The sequence below is a fragment of the Brevundimonas pishanensis genome (assembly GCF_022750635.1).
GTDB classification, from domain to species: domain Bacteria; phylum Pseudomonadota; class Alphaproteobacteria; order Caulobacterales; family Caulobacteraceae; genus Brevundimonas; species Brevundimonas pishanensis.
Genome location: NZ_JAJKBG010000005.1, coordinates 107,086 through 122,121, shown reverse-complemented (window position 1 = coordinate 122,121; position 15,036 = coordinate 107,086). Strand labels below are relative to the sequence as shown.

Sequence of the window (15,036 nt, the reverse complement as noted above, 5' to 3'; positions counted from 1 at the left end):
AGCGAAGAATCACCCTCTAAATACGGGCCATGACCCAAGACATCCGCACTGTTCGCGTCGCCATCATCGGCTCCGGCCCTGCCGGTTGGACCGCCGCCATCTATGCCGCCCGCGCCTCGCTGAATCCTGTTGTGATCGCAGGCCTGCAACCGGGCGGCCAACTGACCATCACCACCGACGTGGAAAACTATCCGGGCTTCGCCGAGACCATTCAGGGTCCGTGGCTGATGCAGCAGATGCAGGAACAGGCCGAACACGTCGGCACCGAGGTCATCCACGACATCGTCACCAAGGCCGACCTATCACAGCGCCCGTTCCTCCTGACGCTGGATAGCGGCACCGAAATCCTCGCCGAGACCATCATCATCTCGACCGGCGCTCAAGCCAAATGGCTCGGTCTGGAGTCTGAGGCTGCCTACCAAGGTTTCGGCGTCTCGGCCTGCGCTACCTGCGACGGCTTCTTCTATCGCGGCAAGAAGGTCGTCGTCGTCGGCGGCGGCAACACCGCCGTCGAAGAAGCCCTCTTCCTCACCAACTTCGCCGAGAGCGTCACGCTGGTTCACCGCCGCGACACCCTGCGCTCGGAAAAAATCCTTCAGGAGCGCCTGTTCGCCCACCCGAAGGTCAACATCGTCTGGAACAGCGCCGTCGAGGAAATCGTCGGTGCCGTGGACGGCTTCGCCAAGAACGTTACCGGCGTGCGCCTGAAAGACACCGTCACGGGCGAGACCTCGCACATCGACGCTGACGGCGTCTTCATCGCCATCGGCCACGCTCCGTCGTCGGAACTGTTCGCGGGCCAGCTGGAAATGAAAGAAGGCGGCTACATTGTCGTCCAGCCGGGCACGCCGAAGACCGCCATCGAAGGCGTCTATGCCGCGGGCGACGTGACCGACGATGTCTACCGTCAGGCTGTCACCGCCGCGGGCATGGGCTGTATGGCCGCCCTCGATGCGGGCCGCTTCCTCGCCGAGGAAGACCACAAAAAGGCTCAAGCTGCCTAACGCAAAGGCCGCTCTTCGGAGCGGCCTTTTTCTTTACGGCAAAGGTGAACGATGGCCGCGCTTCTGTTCGAAATCTGGGAAACCGACGACAGCATGGAATGCAGCCTCGTCAGCGCTCAAGCCGACGTCATGCGAGAACCGGACGCCCGCTTCGTCAAAGCCTTCCACGCCTCGACTTATAACGAGATGGGCCAGACCTATAACGACCACTACGGCTGGGGCGACTACCACCCCATCGAAGGCGTCACCGACATTCCTTTCAGCGAAGACGAACGGGCCGCCCAAACCGCCTATCTATCAAATCGACAACTGCAGCCCGCCCACGCCGCGCAATTGAATAGGCCTTAACCCTCAGGCGTCGTCTCAGGAGCCGCAGCTGTCGCCGAGCGCCCTTCCTCGAACGCCTTCAGACGATCGTTAATGTCGGAGATTTCCTTGGCCGTCGGCTGACGCCGCCCGCCAAGGCTGGGTGCCCCCACAATCTTGGTCGTGCCCTCGAACTCCACAGTGCGGTTGCCGGTACCCAACAGATCGCGCACCAGTTCGGCATTCTTCTCGGCCATGCCGTCATCAGCCAGCGCCGCCGTCACCACATCGCGCGGACGGGCAAAGCGCGCCTCGTCGATAACAGGCTCACGTCCACTATAGCTCTGGCTCAGCGAAGCCACCGCTCCTGCCGCACCCGGCCAGCGATAGAAGATATGCGCCCCCGTCTGCGAGACCTTGGTCAAGCTGGGGGCCCACCACGGACGTACATAGTCGGCATGATAGTGTGTGGCCGATCCAACCTTGGCAGCGACCGCTCCGGCAAGCGCCCGCTCGGCCACCCGCTTGGCGCGCTCCCAGGCCCACGGCACAGGCGTCCGCGCCAGATTGCCGTCGCAGGTAAAGGTGAACTGACAGCCCGTATTGCGCTCGGCCCCTTGATAGACCACGCCGCAGATACTGCTGGGATAGTTAGGGTCGCGCACGCGGTTCAGGATCACCTGCGCCACACCGGCCTGCCCCTCGTCGGGCTCCAGCGCCGCCTCGTAATAGACCGCCTGTGTAAGGCACCGCAGCGCCCGCTGCCGATCCGCGTTGCTCTGCGGCCTGAAAGCAAAGGGCGGCGCAGCGGCGACCACCGCATCGCCCTGCGTCGCCGCATTGAGCCGCAAAGCCTCCAAACCGCTGATGGTCGCAAACGGATCCGGCTTACCCGCCAATCTCAGGCTCTCCCACCCCGGTGTCAGGCCGGGAATAGCCGCAATACCCATCGCCGGATCATGCCGCAGCGCCAGCGCCAGTTGCGCCCCGTCCAGCCGCGACATCACGCCCGCCAGACCATCGACGCCATAGCTACCGCCCGCAGCCTCGGCCACGGCCTCTGCGGTACGCACCATGTCCAGCTTGGGCTCCGACCACGCCGACATGCCGCTGGCCATGGCCACCACCAGCGCCGCACCCGCCGCCAGCGCGACAGGCAGCACCCGACGCAGACGCGAACCTTCCGCGTCACGCTCCTTGGGTTGTGGCAACAACGACATCAGCAAAAGGCGGGGGACCTTCAACAAAGACAAAACGCCCGAACCCTGCCGGACAGCCTGTTAAACAGGCCCAATCCGGCAGTTTTCGGACGTCTACATTAAGGTTTGATGAGGCGTCTCAGCGCCCGATGCTGGAGCGCAACATCCACGCCGCCTTCTCGTGCGCGGCCAGACGCTGGGTCATCAGGTCCACCGTCGCCTCGTCGCCGGCCTCTTCGGCCACCTTCAGCGCCGCGCGGGCCGTTTTGATAACGGTGCCATGGTCACGCACCAGCTCGCTCAACATATCCTGCGCCGACTTGTCCGGATTGCCTTCCGAAATCGACGTCAGATTGCCAAAGGCCGAACCCGATTGCGGAGCCAGAACGCCCAGAGCCCGGATACGCTCGGCGATATCATCCAGCGCGGTCCAAATCTCGGTGTACTGCTGCTGGAACAGTCCATGCAGGCTGAAGAACTCCGGCCCGCGCACATTCCAGTGATAACCATGCGTCTTTTGATAAACGGCATAGCTGTCGGCCAGCATCTTCGACAGTTCCTGCGCAATGGCCTCGCGCTGGCTGTCGCTAAATCCGGTATCGATGTGTTCGCTCATTTGACCCCTCTATGATGACTTCGGTGAAAGCTAGGCTCTGTATGTAGGTTCGCACGTTGAAAATGGAACATGCATCGGCAAATTCGCCATCGCAGCATCCATCACTCGGCTACCGCAAACGGAACGTCCTCCAACCTTTGGCGTTGCACAGTCAGCCATTATTCAACACGACCGCGCCCGCCAAAATCCTCCCGTCGACGTCTGACCGTACCGCATGCCCGAAGCCCGCCTTGATCAAGGCACCTCCTTTTTAGACCGCAACATCGGACAGCTCGCAGGCGGCCCCTTGCCGTCGTGGCCTTATCGCATCGCGATTGCCATTGCGCTGACCCTCGCCTTCTTTGGTCTTCGGATCGCCTTTGGTCCCTTCCTCGGTCATGTCGTCGGCTTCTCTCTCCTTATCCCCGCGGTTCTGCTGAGCGGCCTCGCAGGCGGCTTCGCAGCCAGTCTTTTGACCATTGCACTCTGTATTTTCGGCATGTCCTTCCTGATGGGACACGGCGCTGCACTGGGCATTCCGAACAATCCCTTCCCGCCCTCAGCCCTCAGCTTCGCCCTCATCGGCACAGTCTGCGGCGCGGTCGGTGCCTCGCTGCGTCATTCGCTAAGACGCCTGCATCTGGCCCACGGCCAGCTCTATGCAGTGATGACCGAGCACCGCACGGTCGCACGCGAACTGCGCGCCATCATCGACCAGGCCTCCGCCGGCATTGTCCGCGCCGATCTGGCCGGCGTGGTTCTCGAAGCCAACGCCCGCTTCGCCGAAATGGTCGGCCGTCCCCTCGACCAGATCGTCGGCCACAACGTCATCGAGTTCACCCATCCGGGCGACCTCGACGGCCTGCGCTACGACATCAACACTGCTGCACGGATGGAGCGCACCAGCTGGCAGCTTGAACAGCGCTACATCCGCCCCGACGGTGGCATCGTCCGCGCCCTTGTCGATGTTCGCGCCCTTCAGGACAACGACGGCCAGTCCTACGCTGTCTTGGCGATCATCCTCGACATCACCGCCACCCGCGAGGCCGAAGACGCCCTGTCCGAGACCCGCCACAGCTTCCGCACCATCGCCGATTCCGTGCCCGTCATGCTGTGGCTGACCGACAGCTCCCACAACGGACGGTTTGTGAACCGGGCCTATCTGGAGTTCACCGGCACCTCACTGGACGAAGTCACACCTGATGACTGGCAATCCTACCTCCATCCGGAGGACTTCGACCGGACCCGCAGTATCTTTATGGCCGGAATGGCCAGCGGCGAGCCCTTCACCATGCTGGCCCGCTATCGTCGCCACGACGGCCAGTGGCGCTGGCTGCGTTCGATGCACCAGCCTCGCTATGACCGCGATGGCAACCGCATCGGCCTGATCGGCACCGCCTTCGACATCACCGAGACCCACGAAGCCGCCGCCCGCATCCAAGAGTCCGAAGCCCGCTTCCGCACCATTGCCGACAGCGCCCCTGCCGTCATCTGGATGGTCGATGCACAGGGCAATACCGAGTTTGGCAACCACCGCTTCCGCCGCGTCTTCGGCGGCATGCCGCCCCATCGCCTGCTCTCGACGCTGCGCTCGATGACGCACCCCGAGGATTTGCCGAGCTTCGACCAGACCCTCGCCGATGCCACCCGCGAAGAGCGCCGCTTCTCCTTCCTCGGCCGCATCTGCCACCCGACCTATGGCGAGCGCTGGATCCGCACCGAGGCCGCCCCACGTTACGATATCAGCGGCACTCTGGTCGGCTTCACCGGCGTCAGCGTCGATGCCACCGAGAGCCAGCGCGCCGAGCGTGACCTGAAACGCATCAACGAACTGCTCGAAGAACGCGTCAGCGCCGCTCTGGCTGAAAAGGCCAAGGCCGAGGCCGATCTCGTCCGCTCCCATCGCCTCGAAGCGGTCGGTCGTCTGACCGGCGGGGTCGCCCACGATTTCAACAATCTGCTGACCGTCATCATGGGGGGTCTGGAGATCATCCGCAAAACCGAAGATCCCGCCCGCCGCCAGAAGATGGTCGAAGCGGCCCTCGCCGCCGCACGCCGTGGCGAGCGTCTCACGGGCCAGTTGCTGGCCTTCTCGCGTCGCCAGACGCTTCGCCCGTCCTCGACCGATATCAACGCCCTCATCAAAGAAGGCGAGCCCCTGCTGCATCAGGCGGTCGGCGACGGCATGACCCTGACCTTCAAGCTCAAGAGCGGCCCAGCACCCGTTCTCGTTGACTCAGCGAAGTTCGAGGCCGCGCTAATCAATCTTCTGGTCAACGCCCGCGACGCCTCGCCAGCCGATGGCCGCATCAGCGTGGAGACGGCAGACTATAGCGTACCTGCGCTGGCCGATCCCGAACTGCCGCTCGGCACGCCTGCGCCTGCGCCCAAGTCGACCAAGCCTGCCATCCACCCGTCGGACCTCCTGCCCGGTCGCTATATCCGCGTCACCGTCGCCGACAAAGGCTCGGGCATGACCGAGGACGTCCAGCGCCGCGTGTTCGAGCCCTTCTTCACCACCAAGGGCGTCGGACACGGCACGGGTCTGGGCTTGTCACAGGTCTATGGTTTCACCCGCCAAAGCGGTGGCTCCATCTCCATCCAGTCCGAGCCGGACAAGGGCACGCGCATCAATCTGTTCCTACCTTGGCTCGACCCGCGCCTAGCCCCTACGCCCGACGCAGACCTGTCCGACGAAGTCATCGTCCACCCCCAACCGGATCAGGACGCCTCCGCGGAGCCCCCGAAAAACGAGCGTCTCCTGCTCGTCGAGGACGACCATGACGTCGCCGCACTGGCCGCTGCCGTGCTGAGCGGCGAGGGCCTCCAGGTCGAACGTGTCCCCAATGCCGCCGAGGCACTGAAGCGGCTGGATAACGAGACCTTCGACATTCTGCTCAGCGACATTTTGATGCCCGGCGGGATGAGCGGCATCGAACTGGCCAACCGTGTCTCGGAAGTCTGGCCCAACATGCGCGTGGTCCTGTCCTCCGGTTTCCCGGGCGAGGCCGAAGCCCTGCGCAATACCTCCTGGGCCTTCCTGCCCAAGCCCTATACTCCCAGCCAGCTTCGCGCCGTGCTTAAACCCCGACGCGCATAAAAAAGAGCCAGACCCCGATAGAAGGTCTGGCTCAAGGTGCCGTCTTCTTCGCTCCGCCAGCCCCGATACGGGGTGCCTTCGCGAGAAGCTTTACGCCGAGAGAAGCGTCCTATTTCGGCTTTTCGGCATGACCGACAGCCGCACCTGCTGCACCACCTACAGCCGCACCGACCGGACCACCAACCACAGCGCCGGCCACCGCACCGGTCGCCGCCTTCTGCTCGATGGTGTGTCCACAGCCCGCCAGCATGGCCGCCGACAGGCCCGCGAGGGCCAGGGTAGTAATGATTTGTGAACGATAGTTCTTCATCGGACCGAACTCCTTGAATCGATTGTAATTAAAACGCGGTGATCCGGCCAAGGTTCCCCACGGTCAAGCTAATGCATTTTCAAGTATTCGTGCATTAACGAAAACGGTTTCCGGTACGGTCAAGCTCTTCACTGCACAATTGCATCAACTTACCAATACAGTATTCGCAAGATAAGCTTATAGCTCGACACAGGGCACCAAACGGGGCACTCAACCCCTACTCAAATACCCGAGACTTTTGTCCACATCTTCACAACAAACATCGAATCAATCACATTTCCGCCACAAGTAGATGGCTTAAGGCCCGGCTTCCGCTGATCGCTCTGTCCGGTGATCGCGGTTCTGGTGATTGCGTACGGACCCATCGTCCGACTGTGACTACCGGAGTTAAGGGGCGGCGTTTCTCGCCCTGCCACACAGGAATGATCATTTGTCACTCTCTTCGCCCCTGCGTGAGATCAAACACGCCATGCGCAAGCTGGACCCGCGCCCTGTCGCGGTGACCGCTGCTGTTGGCGGCCTGATCACGCTCGCGGTCGGAGGAGCCTATATGGGCGGTGTATCCGCCCAGGCTTCGACGGTGCGTACCCAGGCCGAGCGGATTTCGACCGCCGGTATGAACGGGTACAGCCAGGAAGCCATGGCCCTCGCAGCTGGCGGCCTCGATGCCAGCGCACTGGCGATTGCCAATCGCCATGACCCCTATGCGATCGACGGCGCTGCCCTGCGCGACCATCAGTCCGAAGTTCTTACTGCCCGCCTTCAGTCACTCGCCACTCCCGAGAAAGTCGGCAGCTTCCGTGTTTCGGGTGCCCGCGACCAATCGCGCGATCTCGAATGCCTGACCCAGGCCGTCTATTACGAAGCCCGCGGCGAAGGCCACAACGGCATGAAGGCCGTGGCGCAGGTGGTTCTGAACCGCGCCCGCCATCCGGCCTTCCCCAAGACCGTTTGCGGCGTCGTCTTCCAGGGCTCCAACCGCTCGACCGGCTGCCAGTTCAGCTTCACCTGTAATGGTGCGATGCGTGCTGCGGTGAACCGCGCCGCATGGAACCGCGCGCGTGATATCGCGTCGGCGGCTCTGGCTGGCGAGACCTACAATGCCGTTGGCGCGGCGACCCACTTCCACACCACGGCCGTTTCGCCCTCGTGGCGCAACCAACTGGTGCGGGTCAATCAGGTCGGCAGCCACATGTTCTATCGCTTCGGCGGTCGCAACGGCTCGGCATCCAATCTCTCGAGCGAGATTCAGGCCTCTGCCGCTGTTCCGCGCGTGATGCAGGCCTCGATCACGGCCGAGCCTCAGGGCCCTCGCCCGTACTCGGCTCCGAAGGCCGAAACCGCTCCCGCAGAAACCAAGCCTGTGGCTCAACCTGCCGCCACCGTTCAGGTGGTTCCGGTGAGCACGAACGCGGCCTCTGTCCAGACCGCGCCGCTGGCAGCAGCGACCTGACAGGAAAACAGGACGCCAGAGCGTGGGTAATTAACCCCTGCTCCGGCGTCCCGTTCCTCAAATAACCGTAAAATCTACCGGTCGTCAGACCGCATCCAGCCCGATATCCAGCTGGATCACCGAGTGGGTCAGCGCCCCCACGGAGATGACATCGACCCCCGTCGCGGCAATCCCCGCCACCGTGTCGAGATTCACCCCACCCGACGCTTCCAAAACAACCTGAACGCCGCTGGTCTTCACGCGCCGCACAGCCTCGCTCATGTCGGTCAGCGTAAAGTTGTCCAGCATGACGACGTCGGGGCCTTCAGCCAGCGCCTCGTCCAGCTGATCCAGACCGTCCACCTCGACCTCCACCTTCATCAGGTGCGGCGCAAAGGCTTTGGCTGCCCGTACAGCCTTGCCCACGCCGCCACAGACCGCGACGTGATTGTCCTTGATCAGGATGGCGTCATCCAAGCCAAAGCGGTGATTGATCCCGCCCCCGCACGCCACCGCGTGCTTCTCCAGCGCCCTCAGCCCCGGCGTCGTCTTGCGGGTATCGGCAATCCTCGCCTTTGTCCCCGCCACCGCCTGCACATAGGTCCGCGTCTGCGTCGCGATCCCGCACATACGGCCAAGGATGTTCAGCGCCGTCCGCTCTGCCGCCAACAGCCCCCGCGCCGATCCCTCGACCCCGACCAGCACATCGCCCTTGGCAATCGCGCTGCCATCGGCCACGAGGATCTCCACCCGCGCCTTGGGGTCCATCATCAGACAGGCGATCCGCACAGCCGCGCCGCCCGCCATCACGCCATCCTGACGCGCACGGAACTGGGCCTTCATCCTCGCATCCGCCGGAATACAGGCCTGCGCCGTCACATCACCACAGCGCCCCAGATCCTCGGCCAGCGCCATCCGCACAACAGGCTCGATCACCAGATCAGGCAGTTCGCGCACCATCTTCACGTCCTTCAAATCCATCACACAGCCACCGCCACCCGTGCCGTCATGCGCGTGTGCAGGGCCACCTTGTCCGTCTGCGGATAATCACTGCGGAAATGCCCGCCACGGCTCTCGCGCCGCTCCAGCGCCCCTTCAGCCACCAACTGCGCCGCCACAACCGACAGCGCCACAGGATGGCTCACCGCCATCTCGTCCAGCATCCGGCACAGAGCCTCCAGCCCCTCACCGCCACGCACCACACCGCAGTATCGCGTCATAGCTGCCCTCAGCGCCATCATCTCCGGCTCCGGCAGGTCACCCCCCACCATCACCGCCGACACTTCCCCCACAGCCACCGCGCCCTCACGCGCCGCCGCCCGTCCGGCCTGACGCCCGAATGTCGCCGCCTCTAACAAACTATTCGACGCCAACCGATTGGCACCATGCACGCCCGTCGCCGCACATTCGCCAATGGCATAAAGCCCCGCGACGCTCGTGCGCCCGTCCTCGCCCGCAGCAATCCCGCCCATGTGATAGTGAACCGCCGCCGCGACCGGAATGGGCTGCACGCGCGGATCAATCCCCGCGCCCTGACAGGCCGCAAACACCGCCGGAAACTCGTGCGGGAAGTGGTCACCCACCGCCGCCCGCGCATCCAGAAACGCCCCGCGCGCCGAGGCCCGCGCCTCATGCACGGCCCGCGCCACGATATCGCGCGCCGCCAAATCCGCATCCGGCTCCGGCCCGATCAAGAACTTCCCGTCCCGATCCACCAACCGCGCGCCCTCGCCCCTAAGCGCCTCGGTCGCCAGCGGCGCAGGGTCCAGCCCCACATCAATCGCCGTCGGATGAAACTGCACAAATTCGGGGTCCAGAATCTCCGCCCCCGCCAGATAGGCCAGCGCCATCCCTTCCCCACGCAAGGCCGCCGGATTGGTCGTCACTTCAAACAGACCGCCAATCCCGCCCGTCGCCAGCACCACCGCATGAGCATGCACATCTACCAGCACGCCCGCGCGCTCGATCACCGCCCCGCGCACACGGCCCGACGCATCCTGCAACAGACCGCGCAGCCGCCCGTCTTCCCAAATCTCGATATGACTCGCCGCCCGCGCCGCCTCGACCACGGCCGATAGAATAGCGCGTCCCGCACCATCCCCGCCCACACGCGCCACACGCGGCATCGAATGCGCCGCCTCCAGCGAGACGGCAAACCCGCCGTCCGCATCGCGATCAAACGGCGCGCCGAGCGACGCCAGCCACTCCACCGTCTCGCGCCCATGCTCGGTCAGAGCCTCGGCCACTTCCGGCACCACCAGCCCCGCACCTGCCACCTCTGTATCCTTGGCATGCAGTTCAGCACTGTCATCCTTACCGAGAGCCGCCGCCATCCCGCCCTGCGCCCACGCCGACGAACAGGCATCCAACAACGGCGCAGGCGTCACCACCAGCGCCCCTTTAGACACGCCCGCGACAGGCACCGCCTCCAGCGCCGCCGACAGTCCGGCCAGACCGCCTCCGACGATCAACGGCCCCTCATGGACGACGACGCGGCGCATCAGAACCGTACCCCCAGATATCGCCCGACCAGATCAACCGCGCCGGGCACGTCCCCACCGGTGATGCCGAACAGAGCCGCCACCGCCGCGCCGCCACAGGCCGCGGCCGTCAACAGCGTCAGCCCCAGCGACTTGCCCGCCTCGCCCCAGCTCAACGGCTGGCCATATCCCCGCAAAGGCCCGCTGCGCAGATGGCCCAGCACGGCCAGACCCAGAAACACAGCCAAGATCCAGCGACCCGTCATCACGCCCCACGCCACCACGACCACTCCGATCGCCAACAGCACCCCGCGCTCCAGCATCGGGTGCACCCGCGCCAGCACCGGACCCAGCGCCTTGGACCCGTCCAGCGGCGGCGCAGGCACCAGATTGATCAGGTTCAACATGGCCACGAAGAACGCCGCAGCGATCCATTGCACATTGCCCGTCACCAGCCACACACCGACCAGCGGTAACATGGCCAACAACCCGAACGCCGGACCCGCCAACGACACCAGCACACCGATCCACTCGCTCGCCGGCTCGCGCTTGCCCTTGGCCAGACCGCCAAGGAAGGGAATGACGTGAATGGTCGCCGGGCCCATGCCCAGACGGTTCATCGCCAGCACATGTCCGTACTCGTGCACGAACAGCGCAAACATCAGCGATCCGGCAATGATCCAGCTACCAGTCAGGAACCACAGAAACCCGATCATCAGCAGGGTGGAGACAATCAGCGTCACCCGCCCGTTGCCCGCCTTCTTCGGCTGGCTCGGCGGCTTAGGCGCACCCTTGCCTTCCGGTCGTGGCTCGTACCTTACGACATTATCCGGCTCGACTCCGTCACGGCGGCCCCATGGTCCCTGATCGGTCACTCAGATCAACTCCACAGCCACAGCATGCTTGGCCCGCACCAGATCATAGCGCGCAGGTTTTGACGGCGGCGGCAGGTCCACCATCTTCTGCACAGCCGCCCGCGCCCGTTCCTGAATCTCTTCAGGCACCGTTACCTCGAACTGCATGTGCAACAGACAGTCGCGGATATTCTCCAGAGTGATGCGCTTCATATGCGGGCACATGTTGCACGGCCCGACGAAGTCTACCTCCGGCACATCGCCCTTAATGTTCGACGCCATCGAGCACTCGGTGATCAGCACCACCTTCGCCGGACGCTTGTTCTCGACGTACGAAATCATCGCCGCCGTCGATCCTGCAAAGTCCGCCGCGTGCAAAATCTCTTCAGGGCATTCGGGGTGGGCCAGAACCTCGGCACCCGGCCACGCCTCGCGCATGTCGGCAATGTCCTGCGCCGTGAACCGCTTGTGCACCTCGCAATGACCAGCCCAGGCAATGATCCCGACGCTCGTCTGCGCCGCGACATTGCGCGCTAAATATTCGTCAGGGATCAGGATGACCTTGTCGACGCCCCATTCCTTGGCCGCCCACTCCACCACCTGCACAGCATTGGCGCTGGTGCAGCAGATGTCCGTCTCGGCCTTCACATCGGCGGTCGTGTTCACATAGGTGACCACCGGAAGCCCCGGATAGCGCTGCTTGATCAGCCGCACATCCGCGCCGGTAATCGACGACGCCAGCGAACAACCCGCCCGCAAATCAGGGATCAGAACCGTCTTGTCAGGGCTCAAGATCTTCGACGTCTCGGCCATGAAATGCACACCGGCCTGCACAATCACCTGCGCATCGACCTTGGCCGCTTCCTTGGCCAACGCCAGACTGTCGCCCACGAAATCGCCAACCCCGTGGAAGATATCCGGCGTCATATAGTTGTGCGCCAGAATGACGGCATTGCGCTCTTTCTTCAGACGGTTGATCTCGGCTATCAACTCCGCCTGGCGCGGCCATTCCATCGGCGTGGTGTGGTCCTTGACCTTCTCCCAAACCGCGGCGGTTTCCGCTTCCAGTTCCTTCGTCAGTCCGAACGCAGCGCCCATGACGGCCTCCCTACACCCTTATGCTCACTTTTAGCATAAGCTAGGCATACAATAAGCACTCCGTTCGCTGACGCAAGGTCAATCGCAAGCGGAACATTCCCCCCGCACCCTCGTTGCCCCTCGGTCACCTGAAGGGGAGCGCACTGTGTCCAACCGCAAACTCATCACTATCGGCCTGATCGCCGTGGCATGCCTCGGCCTTGCCGTGATCGGTCGCCTGCTGCTCTCGAACGGCAACGCCCGCAACAGCACCGACGCCCCCTCGGAAATGGTCGCCGCCCTCCAGACCCATTTCCCCGACGACTGGAAGGCCATGCAGCAACAGCGCCAACAGGCCAGCGGCAACGATGCCGCCATTGGTGCCGCCTTCATGAACGACAAAGTCGCAGATGTAGCCCGTGCCCCCGACAGCGCTATCCTCGCCATCATCGCCGCCGAGACCGCATTGGCCAAACAGCTCCAGCACGACGATCCGGCTGCCTGCGCCAACTATATTCTCGCCGGCCCCACAGACACCCACCGCTACAGCCAGCCGGCGCAAGTCCTGCTGGATCGCGCCGCCGCTCAAACCGTCATCGGGGCCCGTCAGGGGATCGACGCCCCCAAGCCCCGCACCGTCAACCAGCCCGCCGCCATCGACCGTCTCCAGTTTGCCATGCGCGACCAAGGCGTCCCGTCCCGCCTGATGGACCCCGATGCCGCTCGCCCCCTCACCGCCGACGAGCAATGCCAATACGGCGTCCACCTATACGAAACCCTCGGCACCCTGCCCCCCGCACAAGCCGCCGACATCTTCGTAAACCTCAAATTCGCCCAGCCCTGACACGCTCAAATGCGCGGGCGAGGAAGTTTTATCCCTCGACTTAGACATTGGGAGTTCGTAATCGATAGACCCTTCCCCGAACTGCCGACCTAAAGAATAAATCGTGCAAGAAACTGTCCGCCGCATCCTGACCGCCCGCGTTTATGACGTGGCCGAGGAAACCCCGCTCGACCCCATGCCGCGCCTGTCGGCCCGCGTGGAGCGTCCGGTCCTGCTCAAGCGCGAGGACCTGCAGCCGGTGTTCAGTTTCAAACTGCGCGGGGCCTATAACCGCATCGCCCAACTCAGCGATGAGGAGCTCTCCAAGGGTGTCATCTGCGCCTCCGCGGGCAATCACGCCCAAGGCGTCGCCCTCTCCGCCGCCAAGCGCGGGGCCAAGGCCACCATCGTCATGCCGACGACCACCCCCGCCATCAAAATCAGCGCCGTCCGCGCCCTCGGCGGCCACGTCGTCCTGCACGGCGATAGCTTCGACGACGCCAGCGCCCACGCCCGCCAGCTAGAGGCGGAAACCGGAGCCACCTTCGTCCACCCCTTCGACGACCCCTTCGTCATCGCGGGCCAAGGCACCATCGGCTTGGAAATCCTGCGCCAGCACTCCGGCCCGCTGGACGCCGTCTTCATCCCCATCGGCGGCGGCGGCTTGGCCGCTGGCGTCGCCGCCATCATCCGCTTCTTGCGTCCCGAGACGAAGATCATCGGCGTCGAGCCGGTCGAGGCCTGCTCCATGAAGGCCGCCATCACCGAGGGTGAAGTCTATACGCTCGACCAAGTCGGCCTGTTCGCTGACGGCGTGGCCGTGCGCCGGGTCGGCGACGAGACCTTCCGCCTCTGCAAAGACCTGCTAGACGACATTGTGCTGGTCGACACCGATGCCATCTGCGCCGCCGTCAAAGACATCTTCGACGACGTCCGCGCGATCGCCGAACCCTCGGGCGCCGTCGCCCTCGCAGGCCTGAAAGTCTGGGCTGCCCGCAATCCGGGCTCAGGCGCATTGGCCGCCATCAACTCGGGTGCCAACGTCAATTTCGACCGCCTGCGCCACGTGGCCGAACGCGCCCAGATCGGCCTCGGCACCGAGGCGCTTCTGGCCGTCTCCATGCCCGACGACCGCGAGGCCTACCACCGCTTCCTCAACAGCCTGCAAGGCCGCTCGATCACCGAGTTCAACTATCGCTGGAGCGGCGACACGGCCCAGATCTTCGTCGGCATCGCCCTCAAAGACGGCCAAGACGAACGCCATGCCCTCTGCGCCAGCTTGCGCGAGGCCGGATACGCCGTCGAAGACATGAGCGACAACGAAATCGCCAAACTCCACGTCCGCTACATGGTCGGCGGCCGCGCCCCCGAACTGAAAGGCGAGCGCCTATTCCGCTTCGAATTCCCCGAACGCCCGGGAGCCTTCCTGCGCTTCATGAACAGCCTCCAGCCCGCGTGGAACCTCACCCTGTTCCACTACCGCAACCACGGCGACGACGTCGGCCGCGTGCTGGCCGGCATCCACGCTCCGCAAGCCGACCAGACCGCCGTCACCACCGCGCTGGACACCCTCGGCTACCCCTACATCGAAGAGACGATGAACCCCGCCGCACGCCTGTTCTTGGCCTAGATCAGGAACGCCACAAGCGTTCGGATCATCAGATACAAGGCCGCCCCCAGAGCCATCAAAGCCGTCTGCAACGGCCCGAGCTTGGCGGGCTTAAGGCTCATTATCCCTCTCCCGATCTGGATGAGCGGGAACAAGATGATCGCAGACAGGCTCGTACCATAATGTCCAATCAACGCCCCGTATCGACGGTTCGATCCCCAAAGGTGATCCCCGAGCGCCCACCATC

13 protein-coding genes are annotated in these 15,036 nt (G+C 64.1%); 6 read left to right on the top strand and 7 right to left on the bottom strand.

Annotation, left to right across the window (positions count from 1 at the left end; genetic code table 11):
• The first annotated feature begins 29 nt into the window (after positions 1-29).
• Both trxB and LOX95_RS10895 read left to right on the top strand, forming a co-directional pair.
• Positions 30-1,004 (top strand): thioredoxin-disulfide reductase, encoded by a 975-nt coding sequence (gene trxB / locus LOX95_RS10900; RefSeq protein WP_242914512.1) that lies wholly within the window; start codon positions 30-32, stop codon positions 1,002-1,004.
• A 51-nt stretch (positions 1,005-1,055) separates the two neighbouring features.
• Positions 1,056-1,352 (top strand): hypothetical protein, encoded by a 297-nt coding sequence (locus LOX95_RS10895; RefSeq protein ID WP_242914511.1) that lies wholly within the window; start codon positions 1,056-1,058, stop codon positions 1,350-1,352.
• On the opposite strand, the gene LOX95_RS10890 is transcribed toward LOX95_RS10895, so the two are convergent.
• Together LOX95_RS10890 and LOX95_RS10885 are read right to left on the bottom strand one after the other, a co-directional pair.
• Positions 1,349-2,521 carry a cell wall hydrolase gene (locus LOX95_RS10890; protein ID WP_242914510.1) on the bottom strand — a complete coding sequence of 391 codons (1,173 nt, stop codon included), beginning with the start codon at positions 2,519-2,521 and terminating at the stop codon, positions 1,349-1,351. The genes LOX95_RS10895 and LOX95_RS10890 overlap by 4 nt on opposite strands.
• Before the next feature lie 127 nt (positions 2,522-2,648).
• Complete coding sequence (locus LOX95_RS10885; protein WP_242914509.1) at positions 2,649-3,125, bottom strand: Dps family protein; 477 nt, start codon at positions 3,123-3,125, stop codon at positions 2,649-2,651.
• A 214-nt stretch (positions 3,126-3,339) separates the two neighbouring features.
• On the opposite strand from LOX95_RS10885, the gene LOX95_RS10880 reads away from it, so the two are divergent.
• Entirely contained in the window at positions 3,340-6,204 is a 2,865-nt protein-coding gene (locus tag LOX95_RS10880; RefSeq protein WP_242914508.1) for a PAS domain S-box protein, read from the top strand.
• Between the two features lie 109 nt (positions 6,205-6,313).
• On the opposite strand, the gene LOX95_RS10875 is transcribed toward LOX95_RS10880, so the two are convergent.
• Complete coding sequence (locus tag LOX95_RS10875) at positions 6,314-6,514, bottom strand: hypothetical protein (RefSeq protein WP_242914507.1); 201 nt, start codon at positions 6,512-6,514, stop codon at positions 6,314-6,316.
• 430 nt (positions 6,515-6,944) lie between these two features.
• On the opposite strand from LOX95_RS10875, the gene LOX95_RS10870 reads away from it, so the two are divergent.
• Positions 6,945-7,967 carry a cell wall hydrolase gene (locus tag LOX95_RS10870; protein ID WP_242914506.1) on the top strand — a complete coding sequence of 341 codons (1,023 nt, stop codon included), beginning with the start codon at positions 6,945-6,947 and terminating at the stop codon, positions 7,965-7,967.
• A gap of 84 nt (positions 7,968-8,051) precedes the next feature.
• Here the strand turns inward: LOX95_RS10870 and nadC are convergent, their stop codons facing one another.
• From nadC to nadA, 4 genes are read right to left on the bottom strand one after another with little or no spacing between them, the layout of a single operon-like run.
• Positions 8,052-8,906, bottom strand: coding sequence for a carboxylating nicotinate-nucleotide diphosphorylase (nadC, locus tag LOX95_RS10865; RefSeq protein ID WP_242914852.1), 855 nt, complete (start codon positions 8,904-8,906; stop codon positions 8,052-8,054).
• A gap of 20 nt (positions 8,907-8,926) precedes the next feature.
• Complete coding sequence (locus tag LOX95_RS10860; protein WP_242914505.1) at positions 8,927-10,447, bottom strand: L-aspartate oxidase; 1,521 nt, start codon at positions 10,445-10,447, stop codon at positions 8,927-8,929.
• Positions 10,447-11,301: a metalloprotease gene (locus tag LOX95_RS10855; RefSeq protein ID WP_242914504.1), complete on the bottom strand. Its 855-nt coding sequence runs from the start codon at positions 11,299-11,301 to the stop codon at positions 10,447-10,449. The genes LOX95_RS10860 and LOX95_RS10855 overlap by 1 nt, the downstream gene beginning before the upstream one ends.
• Positions 11,302-12,378, bottom strand: a complete 1,077-nt coding sequence (gene nadA, locus LOX95_RS10850) for a quinolinate synthase NadA (RefSeq protein WP_242914503.1) — start codon at positions 12,376-12,378, stop codon at positions 11,302-11,304. It abuts the gene before it with no gap.
• A 145-nt stretch (positions 12,379-12,523) separates the two neighbouring features.
• Here nadA and LOX95_RS10845 point away from each other — a divergent pair, with 145 nt between their 5' ends.
• Entirely contained in the window at positions 12,524-13,201 is a 678-nt protein-coding gene (locus LOX95_RS10845) for a hypothetical protein (protein WP_242914502.1), read from the top strand.
• A gap of 103 nt (positions 13,202-13,304) precedes the next feature.
• A complete protein-coding gene (gene ilvA / locus LOX95_RS10840) occupies positions 13,305-14,810 on the top strand; it encodes a threonine ammonia-lyase, biosynthetic (protein WP_242914501.1) in 1,506 nt (501 codons plus the stop codon).
• Positions 14,811-15,036: the final 226 nt, after the last annotated feature.

Coding starts and splice junctions, on each gene's coding strand:
- trxB (WP_242914512.1), top strand. CDS start 30: ATGACCCAAGACATCCGCACTGTTCGCGTCGCCATCATCGGCTCCGGC.
- LOX95_RS10895 (WP_242914511.1), top strand. CDS start 1,056: ATGGCCGCGCTTCTGTTCGAAATCTGGGAAACCGACGACAGCATGGAA.
- LOX95_RS10885 (WP_242914509.1), bottom strand. CDS start 3,125: ATGAGCGAACACATCGATACCGGATTTAGCGACAGCCAGCGCGAGGCC.
- LOX95_RS10880 (WP_242914508.1), top strand. CDS start 3,340: ATGCCCGAAGCCCGCCTTGATCAAGGCACCTCCTTTTTAGACCGCAAC.
- LOX95_RS10875 (WP_242914507.1), bottom strand. CDS start 6,514: ATGAAGAACTATCGTTCACAAATCATTACTACCCTGGCCCTCGCGGGC.
- nadC (WP_242914852.1), bottom strand. CDS start 8,906: ATGGTGCGCGAACTGCCTGATCTGGTGATCGAGCCTGTTGTGCGGATG.
- LOX95_RS10860 (WP_242914505.1), bottom strand. CDS start 10,447: ATGCGCCGCGTCGTCGTCCATGAGGGGCCGTTGATCGTCGGAGGCGGT.
- nadA (WP_242914503.1), bottom strand. CDS start 12,378: ATGGGCGCTGCGTTCGGACTGACGAAGGAACTGGAAGCGGAAACCGCC.